Genomic DNA, 22,102 nt, shown 5'->3' on the forward strand with positions numbered 1-22,102 from the left:
ACCCCCGACTGCGCTTAGGCGACCAGCGCTTCTTGCTTGTCTTCAGCCACGTCGCCGACCTGCACCGCCCATGCCTGCGGCAGACGCACGATGGTCTGGAAGTGGCGATATTCGGCCCCGGTGCGCTCGTCGGTGAAACGCAGGTCGATCGCGCCGCCTTCGCGTTCGAGGAACGCGCGCACCGCATCCATGCCCACGCCGCGGCCCGACACTTCGGTCACTTGCGCCGCCGTCGAGAAGCCCGAGCGGAAGATGAAGCCGGCGATCACGTCGTCGCTCACCGCTTCGTCCGCGCCGATCCAGCCGCGCTCCACGGCAATGCCGCGAATGCGGGCGAGCGCGAGGCCGCGGCCGTCGTCGCCGAGCGTCAGGTGCAGCGCGCCGTCCAGCACGTTCATGTCGATCTGGATATGACCCGCTTCGCCCTTGCCTTGTGCACGGCGCTGCGCCGGCATTTCGATGCCGTGGTCGAGCGAGTTGCGCAACAGATGCATGAACACGTCGCGCACGGTGCCCGAGGTTTCGCTACGCAGGCGATAACCGTGGTCTTCGATGCTCACGACCGGCGCGATCTTGCCGAGTTCTTCCGCGAGCGACGGCAGCGATTCCGTCACGCCCGCGAGCGCATCTTCCACCCGCTCGGTGCCGATGCCGCGCAGCGTGCGGCGCAGTTCGGCGCGCATCGTACGCAGTGCGTGCAGGTCGTTGTCGTCGGTGTGCTCCACGATACGCAGCGTCGCTTCAATCGCGTCGCGGGCAATGCTGATGTTCGCTTCGTCGGCTTCCGTGCGCGGACCGCGACCGAGGCTCACCGAGTTGATGCTCGCGTAATGCTCGACGGCGGCCTTTACACGCGCCAGATCGTCGATCAGCGCCTGCTGGTCCCACACGTGATCGGGGTCGTCGCGGCGCAGCGCGTCGTAACGCTGCTCGACTTCGTGCGCCACGCCCGTGACGTGCTGCAGGCTGTACGTGCGCGCGTTGCCCTTGATCGTGTGCATGTTGCGGAACAGCTCGGCGATCGCGTTGGCGTCCGCGCAATCGTGCTGACGAATGATGCGTTCGTTTTCGTGGATGAAGTCCGTTGCGCTGTCCACGAAGTGGTGGAACTTCTCTTCGTTGACCGCGAGAATTTCGCCGATCATTTCCAGGCGGCGCTTCTGCTCGCCCGCTTCGGCCGCGAGTTCGCGCAGTTCCGTCACGTCGCGCACGCACAGCATCAGGCGCACGACCACGTCGTTTTCGTCGGTGATCGCGGACCAGCTCAGGTCCAGCACCTTGGCGCGGCCGTCCGGCAGCGTGCGCGTGACTTCGTTCACGAGCAAGTGCTGGTTGAACGCGAAGTTCACGTCGTCTTCGCCGAGACAGGCGTACACGGCGGCGTCGATCTGCGAAAGCGTGTCGGCGTCGAGTTCCGTGTGCGAGAACACGAGGTCCATGAGCGAGCGGCCGGCAATGTCGTTGGTCTCGAAGATCGCTTCGAGGTACGCCGAGTACTCGCTGTGGATCGTCGCGCCTTCGACGACGGTGAGAATACCTTGCTGCATGTTCTGCAACATCGCCTGAATGTCGGCGGTCTTGCGCTTGAGCTGTGCGGAGCTGTGCTGGATCTTCTCGATCATGCCGTTGAACGCAACGATCGAATGACCGATCTCGTCCATGCGGCCAACCGGCACGCGGCGCGTGAAGTCCTGATTCGACGCGATCTCGCTCATCTCTTCCTGCATGCGCGAGAGCGGGCGCGTGATCTGGCGATACAGCAGCAGACCGATGATCGTGAGCAGCAGCACGGCGCCGCCCGTCACGCCGGCAATGGCGCTCGTGGTGGTGTCGAGCGTGCCGTTGAGCGTGTTGATCGCGTCGTCTTTCTGGCGGTTCTTTTCCACGCGCATCGTCGTGACGATGCCTTCGAGTTCGTCGCGATACTCGGCAACGTTTGCGAAGAGGTAGGCTTGCGCGAGTTCGTTCTTGCCGCTCTCCTTCATCTTCGCGGTGTCGTCGATCGCCGAGAAGTAGTTCGCGAGGCTTTCTTGCGCCTGCGAAACGAGACCGTCCTGCGCGTGGCTCGCGGCGGCCTTGCGCTGCACTTCGAGCGCGGCGCGCAACGCGGCTTCCTTGGCCTTGAGGTCGTTCTGCGCGAGCGACGCCACGGTGGCGTCGGGTGCGTAAACGAGCGTCATGGTCGCGAGCTGCACGTCTTTGACGAGCGACACGAGATCGGAAGAAGCGAGCGCGCTCGGCACGACGCCTTGAGTCACCTGGCGTACGTCGGAAGCACTGCGGCGAGCCTGATAAACCGCGTAACCGCCAATGGCGGTCAGCGCAACGAACATCAGGACGATGAGAAGCGTAATGCGATGACGGATGGTCATGTCGAAATCCCCGGGCCTTCGTTTGCCGGCCGCGCTATGACTGCGCGACTCATGGCAATAGCGGCCAATTTATTCACGGTGGATATTGACGGTTAGGTATGACGAAATGATGAATGTTGTTATTCCGTCACATTGGCCCTATTTCCATGCCCGTTTCGCTCGCGTGACTCAGTCGGGCACGGCGGGATCGTCGAGAAAGCACACCATCAGTTCGTCGTCGACATATTCGCCTGCGATACACAGGCCGCGCGGCTCGACGCCATAGCGTACGAAACCCAGCGAACGATAGAGCGCCTGCGCGCGCGGGTTTTGCGAACTCACTACGAGATTCACCTGCATCACGCCGCGCTCGCGCGCTTCGGCAATCGCGCGCACCAGCAATTGCCGGCCAAGGCCCGTGCGCCGATACGCCGGATCGACGAACACGCCCCAGATGAACGCCTTGTGCGCTTCCTTTTGCCGCGCGTTACGCATGAGGCCCGCGATGCCCACGAGCGTTTCGCCATCGAACGCGCCAAATACAATTTGCGTCTCGCTCGTGCGCACGCGCGCGACGTTCTGCTCGTGCGTGTACGCCGCCTCTTCTTCGTACGTGGGCACGATGCCCGCCGGATAGTTTTGCGCCGCATGCAGACGCATGGCGTGAAAAGCCGCGGCGTCCTGCTCGATCAGCGGGCGAATCGTGAATGGCGTGGGCTTCGGTTCGTTCATGGCGAGGTTCGCATCGACGAGGACCTTCAAGGCTAACACGCGCTCGCGCAGCAATGCGTTGCGCTAAGATGGAATGTCCGATTCGCTTGAGCCATGTCATGACGTCGAGCACCGATCCCTTCTTCTGGCGCGATGCCGCGCTGCCGTTCGTCGAAGTGCGCGCGATCGCCGATGGCCGCAAGGTGCGTTACGGCCGTCACGCGCATCGCACGTTTTCCATTGGCGCGGTCACGGGCGGCCGCAGCACGTATTCGAACGGCGCAACGCTCGCGCATATCGGCGCGGGCGCGGTTGTCGTCATCAATCCCGAAGTCGCGCACGCGTGCAATCCGGAAGCGGACGCGCCGTGGTCGTACCGCATGTTTTATGTCGACGTGGCATGGCTCGCGAAATTGCAGCACGAACTGGGCTTTGGCGCACAAGAAGGTTTTCGTCCGTTCGTGCAAACGCTCACGCATGAGCCTGCATTGTTCGACGGACTCAATGCCCTTTATGCGTTGCTCGTCGACCCGCACGAAAGTACGCTGCGCAAGGAAAGCGCGCTCACCACGTATTTCACGCGGCTTCAGCAGTCGCTCAATCCGGCGCCGCTGAATGCACGCGAACCGAATGGGCGTCTCGCGCGCGCCGCCGAATTCATCGACGACAACTACACGCGCGCGCTCAAACTCGAAGAGATTTGCGCGGCCGCCGGGTTGTCGCCGTCTTATTTGATTCGTGCGTTTCGCGAGCAATACGGTATGACGCCGCACGCGTATGTCGTAAACCGGCGCATCGAATTCAGCCGTGCGCAATTGCGGCGCGGTCATGCCATAGCCGATGTTGCCGCCGAAGCCGGTTTCGCCGATCAGGCGCATTTGCAGCGCGCGTTTCGTCAGTTCGTGGCGGCCACGCCGGGGCAGTATCGCGGGTGATGCCGGCTTGAATGCGCGCGCGTTTAGTACGTTTATCGCGCAGTCAATGCAGTAACAACCCGATCGCGCTCGCCGCGAGCAGCACGGCCATCACGCGATTCACGAAGCGCACGCGCGCGGCCTTGCGCAATGCGTGACGCAGCGAGGCGCCCGCCCACGCCCAGCACGCGATCGACAGATAGCACACCACGAAATAGATCGCGGCGAATTGCCAGACGAGCGCAGGCTCGCCGCTCGCCGCGTAAGCGCCCACGCCCGCCACCGAAGCGAGCCACGCTTTGGGATTGAGCCATTGCATCGCGGCACCGACCATCAACGAAGGGCCGCGCGCGGAATCGTTGGTGTCAAAGCGGCCACTGTCGATGGCGAGCCGATACGCCACGTACAGCAGAAATGCCACGCCCGCCCATTCGATCGCGCGCGCGAGAAACGGCCAGCGCAATAGCAGCGCATGCATGCCGAGCCCGATCAGCAGCAACAGCAACGCAAAACCCACGGTAGCGCCCGTGACGTGACGCAGGCTCGCGCGCAATCCATAGCGCGCGCCCGCGCTCAGCGCGACGACATTCACGGGCCCGGGTGTGATGGACGTGGCCAGTGCGAAAGCGGCCATCGACAACGCGTTAGTTACGGCTTGATTCACGGCATTCCTCGTTACGCCCTGCGGCGAAATCAAATACCGTGGAGCGTAAGCGCGCCGCGCGCGAGCGTATTGAAGAAAATTACCCATGGCCGCACTCGCGTTATCATCGCGGCCAGGCAACATGTTTACTGGAATTTCAACGTGAAACGCATTCTTGTCATTGGCATTGGCGCGGGCGACCCCGATTATCTGACCGTGCAAGCCATCAACGCACTCAATGCCGCCGACGTGTTCTTCGTGATGGACAAAGGCGCGGCCAAAGACAAGCTCGTCGCGCTGCGCAAGGAGATTTGCGCGCGCTTCATCAAGGATCACGATTACCGCATGGTCGAAGCCACGAGTCCCGAGCGGCGGCGCGACGAAGGCATCGATTACAAGGCGGCGGTGGATGAACTGAATCGCGACAAGCAAGCGGTATTCGAGCGTCTGATCGAAGACGAACTCGGCGCGGGCCAATGCGGCGCGTTTCTCGTATGGGGCGATCCCTCGCTTTACGACAGCACGATCCGCATTCTCGACGCGATCCTGGCCGAAGGGCGGCTCGCGTTCGACTTCGAAGTGATTCCCGGTATCAGCAGCGTGCAGGCGCTCGCGGCCAAACATCGCGTGCCGCTCAATTTCATCGGGCGTCCGGTGAACATCACCACGGGAAGGCGGCTCGCGGAAGGCGGCTTTCCGCATGACGTGGACAGCGCCGTCGTGATGCTCGACGCGCAAAACGCTTACACGCAACTCGAAGGCGCGGACCTCGACATTTACTGGGGCGCCTATGTGGGCACGCCCGACGAGATCCTGATGTCGGGACCGCTCGATGCCGTGAAAGACGAGATCGTTCGCGTGCGCGCGCAAGCTCGCGAAGCGAACGGCTGGATCATGGACACCTACTTGCTGCGCAAGCGCGGTGTGAAAGAGTAAGAAGAAATAGAAAAAAGGCGCTGTTCCCAGCGCCTTTTTGTCGACATCGCTATACGCGAACGCTTACGCGAGTCCCACGCACACCGCCACGACGATCGAGCCGAGCAGCAGCACCGCGCCTATCGTCTTGCGCTTGTTGAGTTCCGTCCACAGCAGCACGCCCGTGAGCGAGAGCAGGATGAGCGCGCCCGCGAAGCTGTCGATGAACAGCACCCAGCCAACGCTCATGCCCACGCCCTTGTGCAGATTCGTGATCGTCGCGACCAACGAGTTCTCGTTGCGCTTGAGCGTGAGTTTGTCGTTGCCCACCCAGTATTCGACCGTCACGTTCTGGTCCGGCGAGATGAACATCATCTGCCAATGCTCGGGCTGCACCACCGTGCGATCGCCCCAGGCCACCTTGTGCTCGGGTTCCTTCTGCACACGGCCCATGCGCGCGGGCAGTTTCAGGTCGGCTTGCGAACGCAGCCATTTGGCCATTTCGCGCGGCGTTTCCGGCGCGGGATCGGGCACGTCGATCTGCATGCTCGACACTTGCGGCGCGCCGGGCGAAATGCGCAGCGGTTCCATGCGATGGTTGAGCACGAAGCCCGTGGTGCCGAACAGCAGACCGAGCGCCGCGCCCCACAGACCGACCCAGCCATGCACCTTGCGCAACCATTTGATGAAGGTCGCGCGACGCGAACGCTTCGCGCGTTCCTCGCGCTGCGCGGCGTCGAGATGCGTGAGCGGCGCGGCGGGCGCGTCGATCTCGGCGGTATCGGTAATGCTCATGTTTCACTCCAGAGTCGCAAAAGATTGTGATAGCAGCCCACAAGGCTGCGACGCGCTTGCGCGTCGGCGTCGCTCGCGTTGAGCCGCTGAATGGCGGTATCCATGTCGAAGAGCAGCGCGCGTTTCGTGTCGTCGCGCACGAGGCTCTGCACCCAGAAGAAGCTCGCGATGCGCGCGCCGCGCGTCACGGGCCTGACCTGATGCAGGCTCGTGGCCGGATACACGATCATGTCGCCCGCAGCTAATTTCACTTCCTGCACGCCATACGTGTCTTCCACCACGAGTTCGCCGCCGTCGTATTCGTCCGGTGACGAGAGGAACAGCGTGCACGAGACGTCGGTGCGCAACTTCACACCATTGGGCAGCACGCGCACCGCGCCATCGACATGACTGCCGAACGTCATGCCGCCTTCATAGCGATTGAAAAGCGGCGGATACACCTGGTTCGGCAGCGCCGCGCTGATGAAGAGCGGATTGCGCTCGATGGCGGCGAGTACCGCGTCGCCCAGTTCGCGCGCCATGGGCGTGTGCTCCGCGATCTGCTGATTGCGCTTGACAGGCGCGCCGGACCAGCCGGCCGTGGCGCGACCATCCACCCAGGCTTCGCCGGCGGCGTCGAGCTTCGCGCGCAGCGCGCGCACCTGCTCGGGGGTCAGTACGTTGGGGACGTGAACCAGCATCGTCGTTTCCTTCGTGGCTTGCTTCGCTGAGGTCACGCAACGCGCGCGCAACGCATCGTGCGAACGTGCAAAAAGCCCGCAATGATGCGGGCTTCGCGTGACAACCGTGCGCGCCGTAACGCGCAGTAATCAGAACCGGTAGTCGGCCGTCGCGAGGAAAGTGCGGCCAATGCCCGGCACCGAACGCCCTCCGTCCGACTGGATAAGGGCGTCATAATAAAACTTGTTGGTGAGGTTCAGCAGATTCAGGCGCACGTCCCACTTCTTCTCGTGGTACTCCGCCATGGCATCCCAACGCGTATAACCGCCCACTTCCACGTAATTCGTATTCGCCGCATAACGCGACGACATATAGGTCGGGCCGCCGCCCACTTCCCAATGCGGCGTGAACGCATATGTGGTCCACAGCGTGAACGTATTGCGCGGCGTGTTGGCCGGCGTGTGGCCCTGTGTGCCGTCGAGCGCCTTCAGCACCAGTCCGTCCATGTACGTGTAGCCCGCGAACACCTGCCACTTGTTCGTGATGTGACCCGTTGCGCCCGCCTGGAAACCGCGCACGCGAATATCGCCTTCGAGCGTGTATTCGCCCGTTGACGTTTGCGTGCGCGCATTATCCATTTCCTGCTGGAAGAAGGCGGAAGTTACTGAAAGATTGCCGCCCAGCAAGTCCCACTTGCTGCCCACCTCATACGACTTCGTATGTTCGGGCGCGAGATTCTGCGTGTTGTTCGTGACCGTCAACGCTTCGAGCGACGGATCGAACGACGTGCCGTACGAGAAGTAATACGACTGCCAGTCGGTCGGCTGATAAATCGCGCCGGCGCGCACGCTCGTGAACGAGTTGGTTTGATCGGCATAAAGCGGCGCGCTGATCGTATTGCCGATATGCGCCTGGAAGCGATCCCAGCGCAGACCGCCAATGAGTTTCCAGTGCTCGCCGAGCGACATCGTTTCGTTGAAGTACGCGGCGAACGTGGTCGCGCCCGACTCCGCGTGATTGCCCACCGTCTGCGTAACGTTCGACGGTGTGGGGATATACACAGGATTGAGCAGCGAAACGATCGGCAGATTGTTACGCGTATAGGCCTGATTCGTGTAGCTGTCGTGACCGAGTTCGACGCCCGCGATCACTTCGTGCTTCACGAAGCCCGTGTTGAATTTGTACTGCGCCATCGTGTCGTTGTAGATCGAATGGTTTTCGATCACGCGATCGTGGCTCGCGAGCTTCACGTACAGGCTCTGCAGCGGCAGATTCGTGTAATTGCCGTTCGAGAGCGCCGTACTCGACGAGAGCGGCCCCGTGAGCACCGCGCCCGCCGCCGTTTCGCGCGCGTCGGTAAGCGAGTGCGAGAACTGCGTCTGGTTGCTGATCTTGAACTGATCGTTGAACTTGTGATCGACGCGTGCCTGCACCGTTTGCACGTCCTGAATCGTACGGTCGTCGGTGAGGCCGTAATAGGTGCTCTTCGACTGCGCGAACGGATGACCGTTGATTGACTGCACGCCGTAGTCGGGCATGTCGTAGTTATGCTGGATCAGCGCGGAAATCGTCACTTCCGTCGGCGTGCCGATACCGAAGCGCAACTCGGGCGCGAAGCCGTAATCCTTGTTCTTCATCTCGTCGCGCGACGAGCCCATCGACTGGCCGAACGCATTCAGGCGGAACGCCGCATGATCGCCGAGCGGACGATCGACGTCGAGCGTGGTGCGATAGCGGTCGTCGGTGCCGATCGTCGTCGACACTTCGGTGATCGGCTTGAGGCCCGCCTGCTTCGTCACCTGATTGATGACGCCACCCGTCGAACCGCGGCCGAACAGCATCGACGAAGGACCGTACAGCACTTCGATCGACTCGAGATCGAACGTGTCGCGATAGTACTGGTTGCGGTCACGGAAGCCGTCGAGATAGATGTCGTTTTGCGCCGTGAAGCCGCGCAGGTTGATGTTGTTGCCGATCTGGCCGCCTTCCGCGCCGCCGATCGTGATGCCGGGCGCGTTGCGCAGCGCGTCCTGAAAGGACGTGGCGCCTTGCGACTGCATCACCGACTTGTTGATGACCGTGACTGTTTGCGGAATGTCGCGCAATGCCGTGGGCGTTTTCGCACCGACCGTCGACGTCTCTGCCTGGAAGTCCTGATTATCGGCCTGGCCGGAGACGGCAATCGTGGGCAGCGTGGCGTTGGCCGGGGCGGGCGTGGCCGGCGCGGTTTGCGCGACTTGCGCGGCCGTGCCCGTGGTGGCGGTGACGGCGGGCGCGCTTTGCGCGAAGGCGGTCGTTGCGTACGGTACGGCAAAAGCCAGCGCGAGCGCACTCGCGAGCGGCGTCCTGGTCAACATGGGATCCCTGTCTAGGCAAAGCCCGTGCGAACGATGCGCTGTCTGAGCGCGAGCGGCACGGGTTCTCTGGCTTGCTGGGCGTCCCGAAGACACGGGTAACGATGCCTGGCTGGCTAGTTGTTATTCGAAAGTCCCGGATCGAGCCGGGGAATGAGAATCGCTATCATTCCATATGTTTCCGCATGTTTCAATGCGAAGTGTATTTGGGGCAGGGAAAGTGTGGCTTTTCGGTTTTAACGAGTGATTTTATGAGTTAGTAAAAAACCAAAAATATTTAATTATCAATAACTTAACTTCGTTTTCTCGTTTCGTCAGATTAATTTTCATGTATGAAAAAATAATGAAATCGAAAGGTTCGTGAGCAATACCTATTGCATTCAACCTCATGCGTTCTATTTATTTTCATGCACGGATTTGGGGCGCAATTCGGGCGGAGCCGGCGGCCAATACGGATTCGCGCCAGACTCGCGTTGCGCGCGCAAGCGCGTGCCTTGCCGCGCGGTGATGGCGGCGGCTATCGCAGTACGTTGCGCAGTGCGTTCAACTCGCCGTTCAAGCGCGAATGCAGCGCCGTGTTAGTCATGCGCTCCGCGCGAAGTTGCGCATCCAGCGCGAGGACGATGTCGCCGAGTGTGTCGATACTGTCGAGCAGCGGATCGTGGGGGACTTCGGCGCGCTGCTCGACCCGTAGCGGCTGCACCTTCGCGGCGATGGGCGCCGGAATGACGGGCTCGGGTTCGCGCTCGGCTTCGACGATAGGCAGCGGAGGAGCAGCGGGCGTCGAATCGGTCTCGAACAGCGACTTGAACAGCATCGGGAGTTTCATTGCAATGGCCTGCGGCGAGGGGCGCATATCATCGCATCGGCGGGGAAATGGCTGTCCTGAAAAAGTGGCGGGATTGGTACGTTACTTGGGGTGTGAAGAGGGTGTGTTATCCGCGCAAACAGCGGCCCTTACAATTTTCGTTGCGTTCCGACTGCACATTCCCAGTTCCTCCGCTGCCCATGCTCGCTGTTCATAGGACACCAAGGGTCCACGTTGCATCGGTCCGGAACTGGCGCATGTCGAGCATCGTGATCAGATCACGGGCCTGGCTGTGGTGATGAAATCCCGAAATTTCGGGCTTGTCAGGATCAACATCCCTAAATGAAATCGTCGCCTCGTCGTTGTCCAGTGCGACAAAGTGGAAACCGGTTTGCAGCTTTCCAGCGAAGGGTTTGGCAAGACGCAGCGGCACGCTCTCACCGCCCGTGGGCCAGTCGGCGAAATCCACGTCGAAGCGAACGACGTAATAGCCGGCTGAATTCAGGTATGCGTACGTGTATTTGTCAGGACTGCAAATTCGCGCAGAAAGCGTCCCGCCGATTTTGGGCCAGGTTTCCGGCTGCAGCTCGAGCCGGAAGCGCCGGTCGGCGGGAATGGCCTTGTAGCTGTTGGAGTAGGACGCATCACGCGCACCGTTATGCGTGATCTCAACGACCAACTGCCCCCTGGCTGCGTCAGGGAAAGCGACGTCCGTCTCCAGCACACGGCCACACTGCAGTGCCACCACCTGTGGGGAATTCTCATCGATCTGACCGCGCGCGCCATCAACCGAATGGACATCAAACCCGACACACTCGTCCACGACCGGCACAATGGGAAATTCACGCTTCTCCGGATCGAGCATGGCCCGCTCCGTTATTGCGGGAAACAGGTTGACGACCGGCGCGCAATAGAGGGCGAAATCCTGCGCACTGATCTGCTGGTCCAGCATCGCCGCTTCTCGCGAGAGCAGCAGTACGATTTCAAACTCTGCCCCACTGATGCGCTTCAGCCCCACTGCGAGGCCCGTGAGCGTGAAAAATCCGAAGCGACCCGGCATAGCGAAAAAATCGTGAACCAGCCGGTGCCCGTGCCACTTCGGCCGGACTGGCCTCAGCAAACCTTCATCGGGCTCCAGTCCTTCGTATTCCACGTGCATCTGCGGAACGCCAGGTCGGTTCATGCCGTGAAGTTCTCCATCCTCAAACGCACCCGGCACCCCCATCACAATGCCGATGACGCTCGTGTGGATCAGTTCGAGGAGTTGCGACGCCATCCGTTCTTCGCCGCAGAGGTAAACAGGCAACCGGTCCAGCCCATCGAGGCGGCAAAGCGGCGTGCCGTTGAGTGTGGTGAAGCGCAGCCGCAATGCTCCCCTTACGCGCACGGCGTCCTGGCTCTCGTGGAGATAGCGGTAAAGCTGCGGAATATCGGCAGGGACGCTGGTGGGCTTCACGCGCGTGATCCCGACCGGCCACATCGTTACAGGTTGCGTGGTACGAAACACACACTCCGCCTGCCCTTCGGCGGCTTCGCCCATGGTCAGCCGCGTGCCGCGCGGTAAAACCAGACCTTTCGCGCGATACGCGCCTTTTTCGTCCGGCCAGAAGCGCGCGACGCCAAGAGACGGTAGCGGCGCAGCATAGTTGATGTCCACGCCGTCGAGCTGGCGCAGCGCAGTTTCATGCGAGAACCGATCGATGCGCATCTGCGAACCCGCAGTGACAAAGGCAAATGACTGCGCCAGCCGCCCTACATAAGGGTCTTTGATCTCGCCGCCCTGAATGCCCAGCCTCGCCGCGACCTTGACATAACCCTTCGCGAAATCGCCACAGATTGCATCAGTAATGTACGTCAGCTCTTTCTGGTAGTAGTCGGGAAAATCCGGGTCCATCTCTCACGTCTCAAATTTACTTAGGTATACGAATTTATTAACCCGACCTAGCCGCTGTCGTTCCGTCGATTATGTCGCGCTGCAAGTCACTTGCTGGTTGCGACTACTGCAAGCGTTGCGCTGGGTCAGGAAAATGAAAGCTGCTATCGATGCGATGACCCGCAAGGCATGCATTCCGGGTAACTCTGCCGGGCACGGGTTAGTTGGACGTCCATCTATCAACCATCCCCCTTCTGAGCGAAAACTACCTTCGGATCTCTCCGAAAATCACACCCTGTGATTTTTATGATACTGTATATTTATACAGCATCATGATTTTAATCATGTCCCGCCCGCCCCCGCTCACCACCCTGGAACTCGTGGCGATCCTCAAGGAGAGTCCGACGACGAACACCCTGTCAAGCTTCTGTCTACCCTGATCAAAAAGGGAAGACGTCATGAGAAAGACGAAGAGAAGACAACCATGCAGTATCTAGACCGGGGAGAACTTTGGTGAGTACCAAAGCGAAAAAACCACTATGTCCTGTAGTCGCTGTATTGAATATGAAAGGGTGGCGTTGGCAAAACAAACATCTCGGCAAATGTGTTTCGGCATCTCTATTCGCATTTGCGCAAACGAGTACTTTTGGTTGATTTCGATCCACATTTCAATTTAACTCAAGCGGTCGTGTCTCAAACAGATTACGAAGCGTATAAGGCGGTAAATCGCACGATCTTTTCCGTAATGGAAGACGGTACTGCTCCATCAATTTTCAAGGTTAGCAGCAAACTCGGACGGCCGCCAAATCTCGAAGATGTCTCTATCAAGCTGAGACACTTCAGGATATTAATCCAGAGATCGATCTTCGCTTGGTACCAGGCGATTTTGATCTCTTTAAGTATTCGATGATCTCTGACGCAAAAATACTCGAACCGGTAAAAAACCGCATTCTTCAGTTCATCGAAAACGCGCGCACCGAACGAGAGCTAATTTGCATTGACTGCAATCCGAGCAGCTCGTTTATGACGATCTGCGCAATCCAAGCTGCGACGCATATACTTGTTCCTGTTTGTCCTGATCGATATTCCATGCTCGGATTAAAATTGCTAAATCGATTTTTTTAGAAGAGCTTCCTCAGCTTGCAAAAAAGCCGAAATTAATTGTTCTATTGAATGGAGTGAAAACGTCAGGCTACGATTCAACAGTAGAGAACTCTCTGCGGAGCGATCCGGATTTTGGTCCCGCCACACTTGCCAACACCCTCCACGTCTCTAAAGTCTTGGAAGCAAACGTCGACTACACGGAATCCGCAACTGACAGAAACGGCCAGAGCTGGTGCGTTACGCCGAGAATTACATCTATTGTCAACGAGGTAGGTAAAACATTGGGAATAGCATGAATAATGACTATCATAAAATTTTCCGTTTAATTTCCACATCGGGATTTCGCGAGCACGAAATTCATTATTTCGCTCAAAAAATTAGCTCTCCTATCTCCCAGCGAATTTATTAACTATATTTTTCATCTTATAAAATTAATAAATGACCCGATAAGGCAGCAAGACTTAGACATTGCTCCTGCAATATATAGACAAGCTCAACACGGAGTGGAAGGGAGAGTCGAGCGACTACTAACCGAAGAAGCGGGTCTACCTCGTTCAGTGTTTGTCTCTCACGAGCAACGCAAAACTTTTTTTCTTAGACCGACGGTGATAGTGCCAGCATTTCGCTCGCGTTGAGCGTCATATCAATTGGAGTGTCGTTCCCGAATGTTATGGGGAAAGTGGTTTCATGCTGCATCAACGCGACGACAATGTTCGCCCCAAACAACTCTTGTCGCGCTAGTACTTAGCGTTTCGTCTTCTACCACCGCACGCCCTCGCTTCTCTCGTCCGCCAGTTCCAGAGCGCGCCTCGCCTCGCTACGGGCTATCCCGATACCGTTTTTGGCGCGCCGCTGCAGGCTGTTGCGAATCTCCAGTACCTGCATGGCGGTGGCGCGGTTCTCGCGCGCGGCGGCAATCGCTTCGCTGCGTGTCAAGTCCGGCGATGACGTGAGCGTAATGCGTGCGAGCACGTTCGCCTGCTCGCATAACGTCAGCTTGTACGTGGTTTTGCTCCTATCGTAGTCTTTGCCGCGACCGTGACGCTGCACGGCGCGGCGATACGGATAGCCGTTAGCCGTTGGTCGCCCTACCTCACCCAATACGTCTCGCCATCGAACGCCACGGACAACCAGTCCGCGCCCACGTCATCGAATGCTCCGTCGCACACAAGCGTTTCGACAGTCCACTGGCGTGCGAGCACGGCACACACGTCCAGTTCCAGCTTCTTCAGCAACAGGAAACCGGCCAGCAACGCGTCGCGCTGCTCGTCACAGTCAGCAACTTCAAGGGCTCGCAGCGCCACATCCAGTTCGATAAGCCGCGCCGCCCCCCTGCGTGATAGAACGATATGATTTATCAATCATCATTATTCGCTATCCTTTTTAATAACAAGAAAAATCACACCCTATTATTTCCCGCTCGTCACCATCTCGCGGGCACTGTCGATCTTTTCGATGCCGTATTCGGCCTGACCCGCAATCGTGGTCTGCAACTGCGCCAGCTCCTCAATCAACCCGCTCAATGTCTCCCGGTTTTCACCACGCACGCGTTTCGCCAGCTCGCGTAGCCCTTTGAGTATCTTTTCCGCAAAGTCCTCGCCGGAGAAACAGCCGCGCGCCTCATCCAGTTCACCCGGCACGCTGACGATCTGATCCAGCACACGCTTCCCGTCGAGCAAATCCTCGATGCGCTCAGGCGGCAGCGATCCGTTGATGCGATAGCACTCCGCGTACGACATGGTTGATGCGATGATGTTCATGACTGGCTCCTGAAAAATCACAGGGTGTGATTTGTGGCCGGCGTGGCGCTGGCTACTGCGCGACGGGCCGGTTTGATGACAGGGAACGGCTTTGGCTCGGCGGCGCGCAACGCGCTGGCGACACGGGCCGCGCCATGCTTTTCCACCAGACGGTCAAGCGAGCGGCGCGCGACTGCCAGCTCGTCTTGCGCCGCGAAGTGCAGGTTGGTGTACGCAGACGTGGCATCGCAGACCCTGAGGCCCGAGTCGATATGGCTGACCGTATTACCGTGCAGCGCAAACCAGTAGCGCACGTTGTCGATGCAGTGCGAGAAACGGCGGCACTGCGTGCGCACGCGCTTTCCGTCCGGCGTGCCGTCATTCAGGTGCATGTTGAAATAGCTGGGCATGGCTGGCTCCTTGTTATGCGTAGAAAGCACGGCGCATCAGGTCAATCGCGTCACGCGATTCGTGTCCGCTCAATTCAAGCTGCCGCTTCACGGGTGTGCCGATCACAGCATTTCGGCCTTTACCGCTTCATCGAGCTTGCGGCCCCTCAGATGCGCGGTGTCGCGAGCGAACTGCATCAGCACGAACGCATCGGTGGTTTCAATCTTCTCCATCACTGCCCCAACCCGGCGCATGGCCGGGTTGGGGCAGTGATGGAGAAGCGGTTCCAGTAGTCTGCGGTCAGCACGCCTTCGATAATCGGTACGCAATCGAAGTCACGCTCCAGCGTGGCGACAAAGCGCAAGACGTCCTCACCCGTCATGACAAATGGCCTCGTCTCCAGATGACGCCCATGCATGTACAAGTGACTTGCTGCGCGCACGGTGATCCATAGCCGCACGAGCTGACGCAGTTGCGTCGTCGTGATGCGCTGGCCGTGTGGCCGGGTGAAGCGGTTGAACACTTCACCGAAGCGGCGATCCCACCACACCCGCAGCCACACGCCGAACCCCTTCTGTCCGTAATGCATGCAGTAGTTCAGGTGGTATTCGTCAGCAGCGAACGCTCTACATCCGCTGCACCACGAAGAGAACGGATTAGCGACTGCTTATTTCCGGACGATATATGGTTATCTCTTTTAGTTACGATAACTAATCTTTTTGGCAATAAAAAAGACGTGACGACGCCACGCCCCGGTTAGGACTGATTTAATCAGTTTGGTAAGAATAATGACGCGCTAGATGTTTGCGAATCGTTGAGCAGAGAAGTGAGACTTTCGGAGTAGGGTGCTGCGAGGCCGAGCGGCGTGTATGCAACCCATTCATCTAATATGAATATTTTCCTACATTAAATATTATCAGTCAATTTAACGAAAGCTATCTATAACGGATTGCGAACTTCAAGACGGACGCAGTTCGCTGCGTCCGTCCGGATTAAGCGCTTTCGAGCTGCTGAGGCCCAACATCATCGTTTGCCACCACAACCGCACCTGGACCATTGATCTGTGCAGGTATCCCGTCGAGCTTCATCAGGTACTCACCTAGCGTATCCCATGCCTGTCGCATTTCCTTTTCGAAGTTGTATTGCTGGTATGTCCGAAGCAAACGCGCGTCTAGCCCCTTTCTGCGCGCCTGCGAATGAATGCTGTGGTTAAGGCATCGGTCCACCACACGCTCGTCAACGCCACAGCCTTGCATGATTGTCGAACCCGTTCGACGCAGGTCATGCCACGACCACGGCCCACCGTGCAGGGCCAGCGAGCTTGCTGTGATCCCCGACATGCGGCTTTTCTTTTTCCACTTTCCAAGGCTCTGACGTGCACCGATGGCGCATTGGAGAATTGCGGTGGTGTACGGCTTGGCGGAATCGTGTGGATGTGGAAGCAAAAACGGCGTGCGCCCTGTCATAGTATGCAGTTCGCGTAACAGCTTCATGGAGAACGCGGACAGGAAAATCGTATGGCCTTTACCGTTCTTCGCATGCTCAGGCGGAATAAACCAGGTCGCTTTCGCGAAATTTATATGCTCGCGCCAGCGTGCCGAGCAGATTTCGTTGATCCGAACCATGGTTGCAAGTGTGATCCACACAGCGAGTTCTTCTTCGCGACGTATTGGCGTGGCAAGTCCCCTGCGTGAACCATCGCGGAATTCGAAGGCATGGCGCAGAAGCTGGAAGCGGTTGCGCAGCTCGATAATTTCGTCGTCAACGAGCACGCGATCCGACCAGTCCTGATATCCGTCGGGTAGCAGCCGTTTGAGATTGATAGACTCGACCGGGCTGATGTCGAAAAGCAACCCCCAGGGTCGGCGTTTTCCTGCCCACGAGAACATCGCATCTACGTATATACGCAGCGAGATCGCCCTCGATATCTTCCCTGCCGAAATGAGCGCTACCAACGTTTGCCGGATATGCTCCGACTTCACATCGCTGACTCGAAGCGCGCCTGCCCGAGGCAGCAGATGCAGTTCGAACAAACGGCGCACGGCTTCCGCATGGTCCGCTGTATTTTCCGCCATTGCTTCGGAATGCCATTCATCGAACATGGCCTGGACAGTCAGGGTTTGCTCTGCCTGCTGGCGCTCTCGCTCTGCCAGTTGCTGCTCCTGACGAACGATCTCGGCCTGCTCCAGCCTGATCTTATGGATGACGGCCTTCTTCTGACCCGCCGGATCACCGCCACACTCAACACGCAGCTTCGTTTCATCGAACTGCTGTCGTATTGATTCAAGCGAGTCACGGGGCCACGCGCCAAGCGGCATCTCGCGTGACTTGCCATCGAACCGGTAGCGATACCGGAAATGCACGCTGACCCGCCCTTTCACACCGGCATGCACCTTGCCCGAGAGGCCCGACCCGTCACGCACAGTGCGGTCATTGTCAGCGACGGTCAGCGCCAGCAACTGCGCCTCGGTGATGGTTTGAGTACGATCTTTCCCCACGATATTCCCCACAAAACATCTGCGGCGTACCGATTCTACGAAGAAGCGGAACCGCTGTGTCAACAACTAAGTTGTCGAAACCAAACAGAACAAATGCTTGTGGGCCTTGTGCGCTGCAAGCAATTCTTTTCCACCGTTTCCGTGCACACCCCTGTGCGTAACCCTTGAACACACTACGCAACTCCTTGAACCCAAACGAATCCCCCGCACTGTCACCGCAAGCATCACCGCGCCCGATCTTGTCCACAGTTTTTGTTCACAGCCCTGTGCACAACCGCTGCACATCCGCGCTAACCCGCTGATCCCAAACACAAACGCCGCCCTCACCGCTCAACTTGCACATTTCACGAGCACCCGCGGCCTCTCACGCACGCGCCCGACTTATCCACACAAAACGGGCATAACTCTGTGCATACCTCCCGCAACATCTCACCCAATGCCTTGATCGCAATACGAAATCGCGGGCTGCATCGGCATCCATCCGCAACGCATGACCAAGCGGCATCGATCCGCATAAACCCTAAAGTTCATACGGATAAATGCCGTTAGAACCTGACGTGTTGTTGGGCCCAGCGAGGCCCGTCTGCAAGGAATCTCATGCGCAACAATCAGCCCGTCACGCAGCAGGAATACGACTATCCCGCTTCGCAGATGCTCGTCTCCGCGACCGACCTCAAGGGCCGCATTCAATACTGCAATCCCGCGTTCGTCGCGGTATCCGGCTTCTCGAAGGACGAGTTGATCGGCAAGCCGCACAACATCATTCGTCATCCCGACATGCCCGCCGAAGCGTTCGCGGACCTGTGGGAAAGCATTCAGGCGGGCCGGCCGTGGACCGCGCTCGTCAAAAACCGCCGCAAGAGCGGCGAACACTACTGGGTTCGCGCGAACGTCACGCCCGTCTCCGAGCAGGGCCGCGTGGTCGGGTATCTGAGCGTGCGCGTCAAGCCCTCGCGCGACGAGGTCCGCGAAGCCGAAGCGTTGTACGCCAAGATGCGCGAAGGCCACTTGCGCGGCGTGAAACTGCGGCACGGCGCGATCGTGCGCACAGGCTTCGTCGGGGCGATGCAGGCGTTGATGCGCGTGCCGGTCGCCACGCGCATCGCCGTCGGTTATGGCGGGGTCGCGGCCGTGTTCGCGGTGGCGGGTTGCATCGCGTGGCAAGGCTTGCCGCCGTTGCCGTTCTGGGGCGCGTTCGGCGCCGCCGGTGTGAGCGCGATCGCCGCATGGCGCCTCACCACGCGACATCTCGGTGAACCGCTCGCGCAGATGTCGGCGGTATCGACTCGCATGGCGGCGGGCGACCTCACGGCCACGCTCGCGATCGCGGCCAACGACGATCTCGGCGACGTGCTCCAGGCGCTCAATCAGCTGCAGGCCAATCTCACGGCGATCGTCTACGACGTGCGCTCGCAGATCGACGGCATGCTCGACGCCGCGCACGAAATCTCCAGCGGCAATCTCGATCTCTCGCGCCGCACTGAATTGCAGGCGGCCTCGCTCGAGGAAACCGCCGCCACGATGGATCAGTTGACGACGACGGTCCAGGCCAATGCCGAAGCCAGCGCCCGCGCACTCGATCTCGCCCGCGACGCGCAAGCGGCCGCCGCCGAAGGCGGTTCGATCGCGGGCCAGATGGAACGCACGATGACGGGCATCACGCAGGCCTCGCAGCGTATCGCCGACATCACCGGCGTGATCGACGGCATCGCGTTCCAGACCAACATCCTCGCGCTCAATGCCGCTGTGGAAGCCGCGCGCGCGGGCGAGGCGGGCCGCTCGTTCGCCGTCGTGGCGGGCGAGGTGCGCATGCTCGCGCAACGCTGCGCGGCATCGGCGAAGGAAATCAAGCAGGTCGTCGATGCGAGCGTCCACGAAATCGCGGAAGGCACGCGCCTCGTCGGCAGCACGACCGCGCAAATGCGCTCCATCGACGAAGCCGTGAGCCGCGTCTCGTCGATCATCGTCGAAGTCGCGAACGCGAGCGGCGAGCAGGCCGAAGGCATACGCCAGGTCAACCAGGCCGTCGCGCATCTGGACAGCGCCACGCAGCAAAACGCCGCGCTCGTCGAGCAGGCCGCCGCCACCGCGCAGCGCCTTGCCGAACAAGCCGACGTGCTCGACGAAGCCGTGCGGCTCTTCACCGTCGCGGGCACGCAGGCACCGCAACGCGCGCGCCCCGCACACGCGCCGAGCACGAACGATTTCGACGAATTCGCGGCTTGAGCGGCTTGTGCGCGTTGAGTCGCCTGAATGCCCGGAGCATGCATTGAGCAACTCGGGCGGCCCGAACGACCTGAGGTGATTCGGGCGGCATAGGCCAGCAAACCCGCGTACCAGGCCAACGCTCTCGCGTGCTCATTCCTCTGAAAGATCGGCGTAACTCCCATCTCGACAGCGCTTTTCGCCAACGGCACCATGCAAAGCGTCGGCACCCAGCACCTGGGCGCCGATCCGAGTAACAACGGCGTTTCGACGGCTCCCCGGCCTGCCCGGGCGAGCCGTTTTTTCTTGGTGCCGCGCCCGCCTTGACGACGCTTTGCGTCACAACCATGACAGCGACGTCGAGCGCAACGCATTTCGCATGCAACGTTGCACAGCGCGCAAAAATGGGCCGTTGCGGTGACGAGTCGCGTTACACTGGCTTGCCGGGGATGCGGCGCGGCAGCCGTCCGGCTCAGTGTGCGCCTGCGCTCACTCGTAAAAGACGCCGCGCGGCCGCCCCCTTACAATGGTTCGACCACCAACGCAAGAGGACTATTCAATGCGCACGACCGGGTCTTCCGGAAACATGACCCTGCTCACCGAGCATGACGACGCGACCGGGCGCGAACTGCGTTCACTGCGCCTCGAATCGGCGGCCGACGGCAAAAGCCTCTTGCTGATCGAAGTCGACGAACGCAAGCCAGGTATCCACCGCGAAGTGCGTTACGAGATCACGCCCGCGGAGTTGATCGCGGCCATTCGCGCGCAAGGCGCGGAGCTGCCGGGAGAGTCGCACACGCGCTAAAGCGCGGGCAAACGTTGTCGATGGCAAACTGCGGGAGCGCACTCGCGCGCTGCGGTTTGCGCTGTCTTTCGGCGTCCGGCCGCGCGCATGCGCGGTGCGAACGCAAGCGTTGCCGCCCTTCGGGCAACGCCCGGCGCCGGGCTTCGAATCCGGCGCTTTTTTCACGTACCTGCCGCGCAAGGCCGGTACGCTGACGCACGCGTGCGGCCTTCCTTGCACGCCTTCGAAATGCGTCCATAATCGTTACGTTAATCTTCCACTTTGTTTCCCTTTCCCCGTCTGGAACGCTGGAAGTAAGCCGATGCTACATGACCTCCTCGCGCGCTACGGGCCCGCGCTGGTATTCGCGAATGTTCTCGCCGGATCGCTTGGGCTGCCCGTGCCCGCGATGCCCGCGCTCGTGTTGTTCGGCGCGATGGCGGCCATGCATCCCGGCCTCGTCGGCCAGCAGGTGGCGCCGGTGCTCGCGCTCGCCATCTTCGCCATGCTGATCGGCGACAGCGTCTGGTTCCTCGCGGGCCGTCTTTACGGCGGCGACACGCTCAAGACGCTTTGCAAGCTCTCGCTCTCGCGCGACACCTGCGTGAAAAAGACCGAACGCTTTTTCGGCCGCTGGGGCGTGCGCGTGCTCGCCGTGGCGAAGTTCGTGCCGGGTCTGTCGCTCGTGTCGGTGCCGCTCGCCGGTGCGATGGGCGTGCCGTATCGCCAGTTCATTGGGTTCGACGGCATCGGCGCGGCGCTCTGGTCGGGCACCGGCCTGTTGATCGGCGTGATGTTCGCCCCGCAAATCGACATGCTGATGGCGGGCGCGAGCCGCCTCGGGCGCGGCGTGGCCGTCGTCATCGTCGTGTTGCTGCTGCTTTACGCGGCGTACCGCTGGCAGCGCCGCCGCCAGCTCATCAAGAAGCTCGCGAATGCGCGTATCACCGTGGACGATCTCTATCGGGCGATGGGCGCCAAGCCGCCGCCCGTGGTGTTCGACATTCGCTCGGAGGAAAAGCGCAAGCTCGATCCGTACGTCATTCCGGGCGCGATTTTCGCCGACGAGCGCCAGCTCAGCGAGATCCTCGCGAAGTATCCGCTCGATCAGAAGCTCGTGATCTACTGCTCCTGCCCCAATGAAATTTCCGCGGCCTGGATGGCGAAGAAGCTCGTCGAGGCCGGTTATGTCGATGTATTGCCGCTGCTCGGCGGACTCGACGCGTGGCGCGACGCCGGCCGCACGCTCGAGTCGCTGCAAATGCAGGCGCGCAACGAAGTTCCGGTCAACATCACGCCTAAAGCTGTCTGATCCGGGCGGCTCGCTCCCGCCGCCGCCCGCACGTGGAGAACCACCA

20 protein-coding genes and 2 pseudogenes are annotated in these 22,102 nt (G+C 60.2%); 7 read left to right on the forward strand and 15 right to left on the reverse strand.

What is annotated here, in order from left to right; genetic code table 11:
• Positions 1 to 14: 14 nt before the first annotated feature.
• Both FAZ98_RS18545 and FAZ98_RS18550 read right to left on the reverse strand, forming a co-directional pair.
• Complete coding sequence (locus FAZ98_RS18545; RefSeq protein WP_158952753.1) at positions 15 to 2,372, reverse strand: HAMP domain-containing protein; 2,358 nt, start codon at positions 2,370 to 2,372, stop codon at positions 15 to 17.
• A gap of 168 nt (positions 2,373 to 2,540) precedes the next feature.
• A complete protein-coding gene (locus FAZ98_RS18550) occupies positions 2,541 to 3,083 on the reverse strand; it encodes a GNAT family N-acetyltransferase (protein ID WP_158952754.1) in 543 nt (180 codons plus the stop codon).
• Positions 3,084 to 3,181: 98 nt separating this feature from the next.
• Between FAZ98_RS18550 and FAZ98_RS18555 the strand changes: the two genes are divergently transcribed.
• Entirely contained in the window at positions 3,182 to 3,997 is an 816-nt protein-coding gene (locus FAZ98_RS18555; RefSeq protein WP_199272346.1) for an AraC family transcriptional regulator, read from the forward strand.
• 43 nt (positions 3,998 to 4,040) lie between these two features.
• On the opposite strand, the gene FAZ98_RS18560 is transcribed toward FAZ98_RS18555, so the two are convergent.
• Positions 4,041 to 4,610, reverse strand: coding sequence for a LysE family translocator (locus tag FAZ98_RS18560; protein WP_158954039.1), 570 nt, complete (start codon positions 4,608 to 4,610; stop codon positions 4,041 to 4,043).
• A 171-nt stretch (positions 4,611 to 4,781) separates the two neighbouring features.
• Between FAZ98_RS18560 and cobF the strand changes: the two genes are divergently transcribed.
• Positions 4,782 to 5,555, forward strand: coding sequence for a precorrin-6A synthase (deacetylating) (gene cobF, locus FAZ98_RS18565; RefSeq protein WP_158952756.1), 774 nt, complete (start codon positions 4,782 to 4,784; stop codon positions 5,553 to 5,555).
• A gap of 63 nt (positions 5,556 to 5,618) precedes the next feature.
• Here cobF and FAZ98_RS18570 read toward each other — a convergent pair whose 3' ends face one another.
• From FAZ98_RS18570 to tssF, 6 genes and pseudogenes are all read right to left on the reverse strand, one after another.
• Positions 5,619 to 6,329 (reverse strand): PepSY-associated TM helix domain-containing protein, encoded by a 711-nt coding sequence (locus FAZ98_RS18570; protein WP_158952757.1) that lies wholly within the window; start codon positions 6,327 to 6,329, stop codon positions 5,619 to 5,621.
• Positions 6,326 to 7,009, reverse strand: a complete 684-nt coding sequence (locus tag FAZ98_RS18575) for a Fe2+-dependent dioxygenase (RefSeq protein ID WP_158952758.1) — start codon at positions 7,007 to 7,009, stop codon at positions 6,326 to 6,328. The genes FAZ98_RS18570 and FAZ98_RS18575 overlap by 4 nt, the downstream gene beginning before the upstream one ends.
• 129 nt (positions 7,010 to 7,138) lie before the next feature.
• The gene (locus FAZ98_RS18580) at positions 7,139 to 9,346 is read right to left on the reverse strand and encodes a TonB-dependent receptor (protein WP_158952759.1); all 2,208 of its coding nucleotides are present in this window, start codon (positions 9,344 to 9,346) and stop codon (positions 7,139 to 7,141) included.
• A gap of 514 nt (positions 9,347 to 9,860) precedes the next feature.
• Positions 9,861 to 10,172 carry a hypothetical protein gene (locus tag FAZ98_RS18585; RefSeq protein ID WP_158952760.1) on the reverse strand — a complete coding sequence of 104 codons (312 nt, stop codon included), beginning with the start codon at positions 10,170 to 10,172 and terminating at the stop codon, positions 9,861 to 9,863.
• Positions 10,173 to 10,419: 247 nt separating this feature from the next.
• Positions 10,420 to 10,899: pseudogene (locus FAZ98_RS35640) on the reverse strand (type VI secretion system tip protein VgrG); the annotation flags it as partial.
• A gap of 69 nt (positions 10,900 to 10,968) precedes the next feature.
• Positions 10,969 to 12,045: pseudogene (gene tssF, locus FAZ98_RS35645) on the reverse strand (type VI secretion system baseplate subunit TssF); the annotation flags it as partial.
• Positions 12,046 to 12,628: 583 nt separating this feature from the next.
• Here tssF and FAZ98_RS36180 point away from each other — a divergent pair.
• Entirely contained in the window at positions 12,629 to 12,934 is a 306-nt protein-coding gene (locus tag FAZ98_RS36180) for a ParA family protein (protein ID WP_158952761.1), read from the forward strand.
• Positions 12,931 to 13,149: a ParA family protein gene (locus FAZ98_RS36185; protein WP_407672071.1), complete on the forward strand. Its 219-nt coding sequence runs from the start codon at positions 12,931 to 12,933 to the stop codon at positions 13,147 to 13,149. The genes FAZ98_RS36180 and FAZ98_RS36185 overlap by 4 nt, the downstream gene beginning before the upstream one ends.
• A 738-nt stretch (positions 13,150 to 13,887) precedes the next feature.
• On the opposite strand, the gene FAZ98_RS18605 is transcribed toward FAZ98_RS36185, so the two are convergent.
• The 6 genes from FAZ98_RS18605 to FAZ98_RS18630 form a co-directional block, all read right to left on the reverse strand.
• On the reverse strand, positions 13,888 to 14,100 hold the full coding sequence (locus FAZ98_RS18605) for a hypothetical protein (RefSeq protein ID WP_158952763.1): 213 nt from the start codon (positions 14,098 to 14,100) through the stop codon (positions 13,888 to 13,890).
• Positions 14,101 to 14,216: 116 nt separating this feature from the next.
• Positions 14,217 to 14,489, reverse strand: coding sequence for a hypothetical protein (locus FAZ98_RS18610; RefSeq protein ID WP_158952764.1), 273 nt, complete (start codon positions 14,487 to 14,489; stop codon positions 14,217 to 14,219).
• A gap of 48 nt (positions 14,490 to 14,537) precedes the next feature.
• Positions 14,538 to 14,888 carry a hypothetical protein gene (locus FAZ98_RS18615; protein ID WP_158952765.1) on the reverse strand — a complete coding sequence of 117 codons (351 nt, stop codon included), beginning with the start codon at positions 14,886 to 14,888 and terminating at the stop codon, positions 14,538 to 14,540.
• A 17-nt stretch (positions 14,889 to 14,905) separates the two neighbouring features.
• The gene (locus tag FAZ98_RS18620; RefSeq protein WP_158952766.1) at positions 14,906 to 15,277 is read right to left on the reverse strand and encodes a hypothetical protein; all 372 of its coding nucleotides are present in this window, start codon (positions 15,275 to 15,277) and stop codon (positions 14,906 to 14,908) included.
• A 212-nt stretch (positions 15,278 to 15,489) separates the two neighbouring features.
• Complete coding sequence (locus tag FAZ98_RS18625) at positions 15,490 to 15,846, reverse strand: hypothetical protein (protein ID WP_158952767.1); 357 nt, start codon at positions 15,844 to 15,846, stop codon at positions 15,490 to 15,492.
• 403 nt (positions 15,847 to 16,249) lie between these two features.
• On the reverse strand, positions 16,250 to 17,755 hold the full coding sequence (locus FAZ98_RS18630; protein WP_158952768.1) for a tyrosine-type recombinase/integrase: 1,506 nt from the start codon (positions 17,753 to 17,755) through the stop codon (positions 16,250 to 16,252).
• A 597-nt stretch (positions 17,756 to 18,352) separates the two neighbouring features.
• On the opposite strand from FAZ98_RS18630, the gene FAZ98_RS18635 reads away from it, so the two are divergent.
• The 3 genes from FAZ98_RS18635 (at position 18,353) to FAZ98_RS18645 (ending at position 22,056) form a co-directional block, all read left to right on the forward strand.
• Entirely contained in the window at positions 18,353 to 19,981 is a 1,629-nt protein-coding gene (locus FAZ98_RS18635; RefSeq protein ID WP_158952769.1) for a methyl-accepting chemotaxis protein, read from the forward strand.
• Positions 19,982 to 20,519: 538 nt separating this feature from the next.
• Entirely contained in the window at positions 20,520 to 20,765 is a 246-nt protein-coding gene (locus tag FAZ98_RS18640; protein ID WP_092005080.1) for a hypothetical protein, read from the forward strand.
• 301 nt (positions 20,766 to 21,066) lie between these two features.
• Entirely contained in the window at positions 21,067 to 22,056 is a 990-nt protein-coding gene (locus FAZ98_RS18645) for a DedA family protein/thiosulfate sulfurtransferase GlpE (protein ID WP_158952770.1), read from the forward strand.
• The last annotated feature ends 46 nt before the right edge of the window (positions 22,057 to 22,102 follow it).

The organism is Paraburkholderia acidisoli, from assembly GCF_009789675.1.
Taxonomy (GTDB): Bacteria; Pseudomonadota; Gammaproteobacteria; order Burkholderiales; family Burkholderiaceae; genus Paraburkholderia; species Paraburkholderia acidisoli.

Bases quoted from the DNA above. Each gene is read 5' to 3' on its own strand.
- FAZ98_RS18545 (WP_158952753.1), bottom strand. From the start codon at position 2,372: ATGACCATCCGTCATCGCATTACGCTTCTCATCGTCCTGATGTTCGTT.
- FAZ98_RS18550 (WP_158952754.1), bottom strand. From the start codon at position 3,083: ATGAACGAACCGAAGCCCACGCCATTCACGATTCGCCCGCTGATCGAG.
- FAZ98_RS18555 (WP_199272346.1), top strand. From the start codon at position 3,182: ATGACGTCGAGCACCGATCCCTTCTTCTGGCGCGATGCCGCGCTGCCG.
- FAZ98_RS18560 (WP_158954039.1), bottom strand. From the start codon at position 4,610: ATGGCCGCTTTCGCACTGGCCACGTCCATCACACCCGGGCCCGTGAAT.
- FAZ98_RS18570 (WP_158952757.1), bottom strand. From the start codon at position 6,329: ATGAGCATTACCGATACCGCCGAGATCGACGCGCCCGCCGCGCCGCTC.
- FAZ98_RS18575 (WP_158952758.1), bottom strand. From the start codon at position 7,009: ATGCTGGTTCACGTCCCCAACGTACTGACCCCCGAGCAGGTGCGCGCG.
- FAZ98_RS18580 (WP_158952759.1), bottom strand. From the start codon at position 9,346: ATGTTGACCAGGACGCCGCTCGCGAGTGCGCTCGCGCTGGCTTTTGCC.
- FAZ98_RS18585 (WP_158952760.1), bottom strand. From the start codon at position 10,172: ATGAAACTCCCGATGCTGTTCAAGTCGCTGTTCGAGACCGATTCGACG.
- FAZ98_RS36185 (WP_407672071.1), top strand. From the start codon at position 12,931: ATGATCTCTGACGCAAAAATACTCGAACCGGTAAAAAACCGCATTCTT.
- FAZ98_RS18615 (WP_158952765.1), bottom strand. From the start codon at position 14,888: ATGAACATCATCGCATCAACCATGTCGTACGCGGAGTGCTATCGCATC.
- FAZ98_RS18620 (WP_158952766.1), bottom strand. From the start codon at position 15,277: ATGCCCAGCTATTTCAACATGCACCTGAATGACGGCACGCCGGACGGA.
- FAZ98_RS18625 (WP_158952767.1), bottom strand. From the start codon at position 15,846: ATGCATTACGGACAGAAGGGGTTCGGCGTGTGGCTGCGGGTGTGGTGG.
- FAZ98_RS18635 (WP_158952769.1), top strand. From the start codon at position 18,353: ATGCGCAACAATCAGCCCGTCACGCAGCAGGAATACGACTATCCCGCT.
- FAZ98_RS18640 (WP_092005080.1), top strand. From the start codon at position 20,520: ATGCGCACGACCGGGTCTTCCGGAAACATGACCCTGCTCACCGAGCAT.
- FAZ98_RS18645 (WP_158952770.1), top strand. From the start codon at position 21,067: ATGCTACATGACCTCCTCGCGCGCTACGGGCCCGCGCTGGTATTCGCG.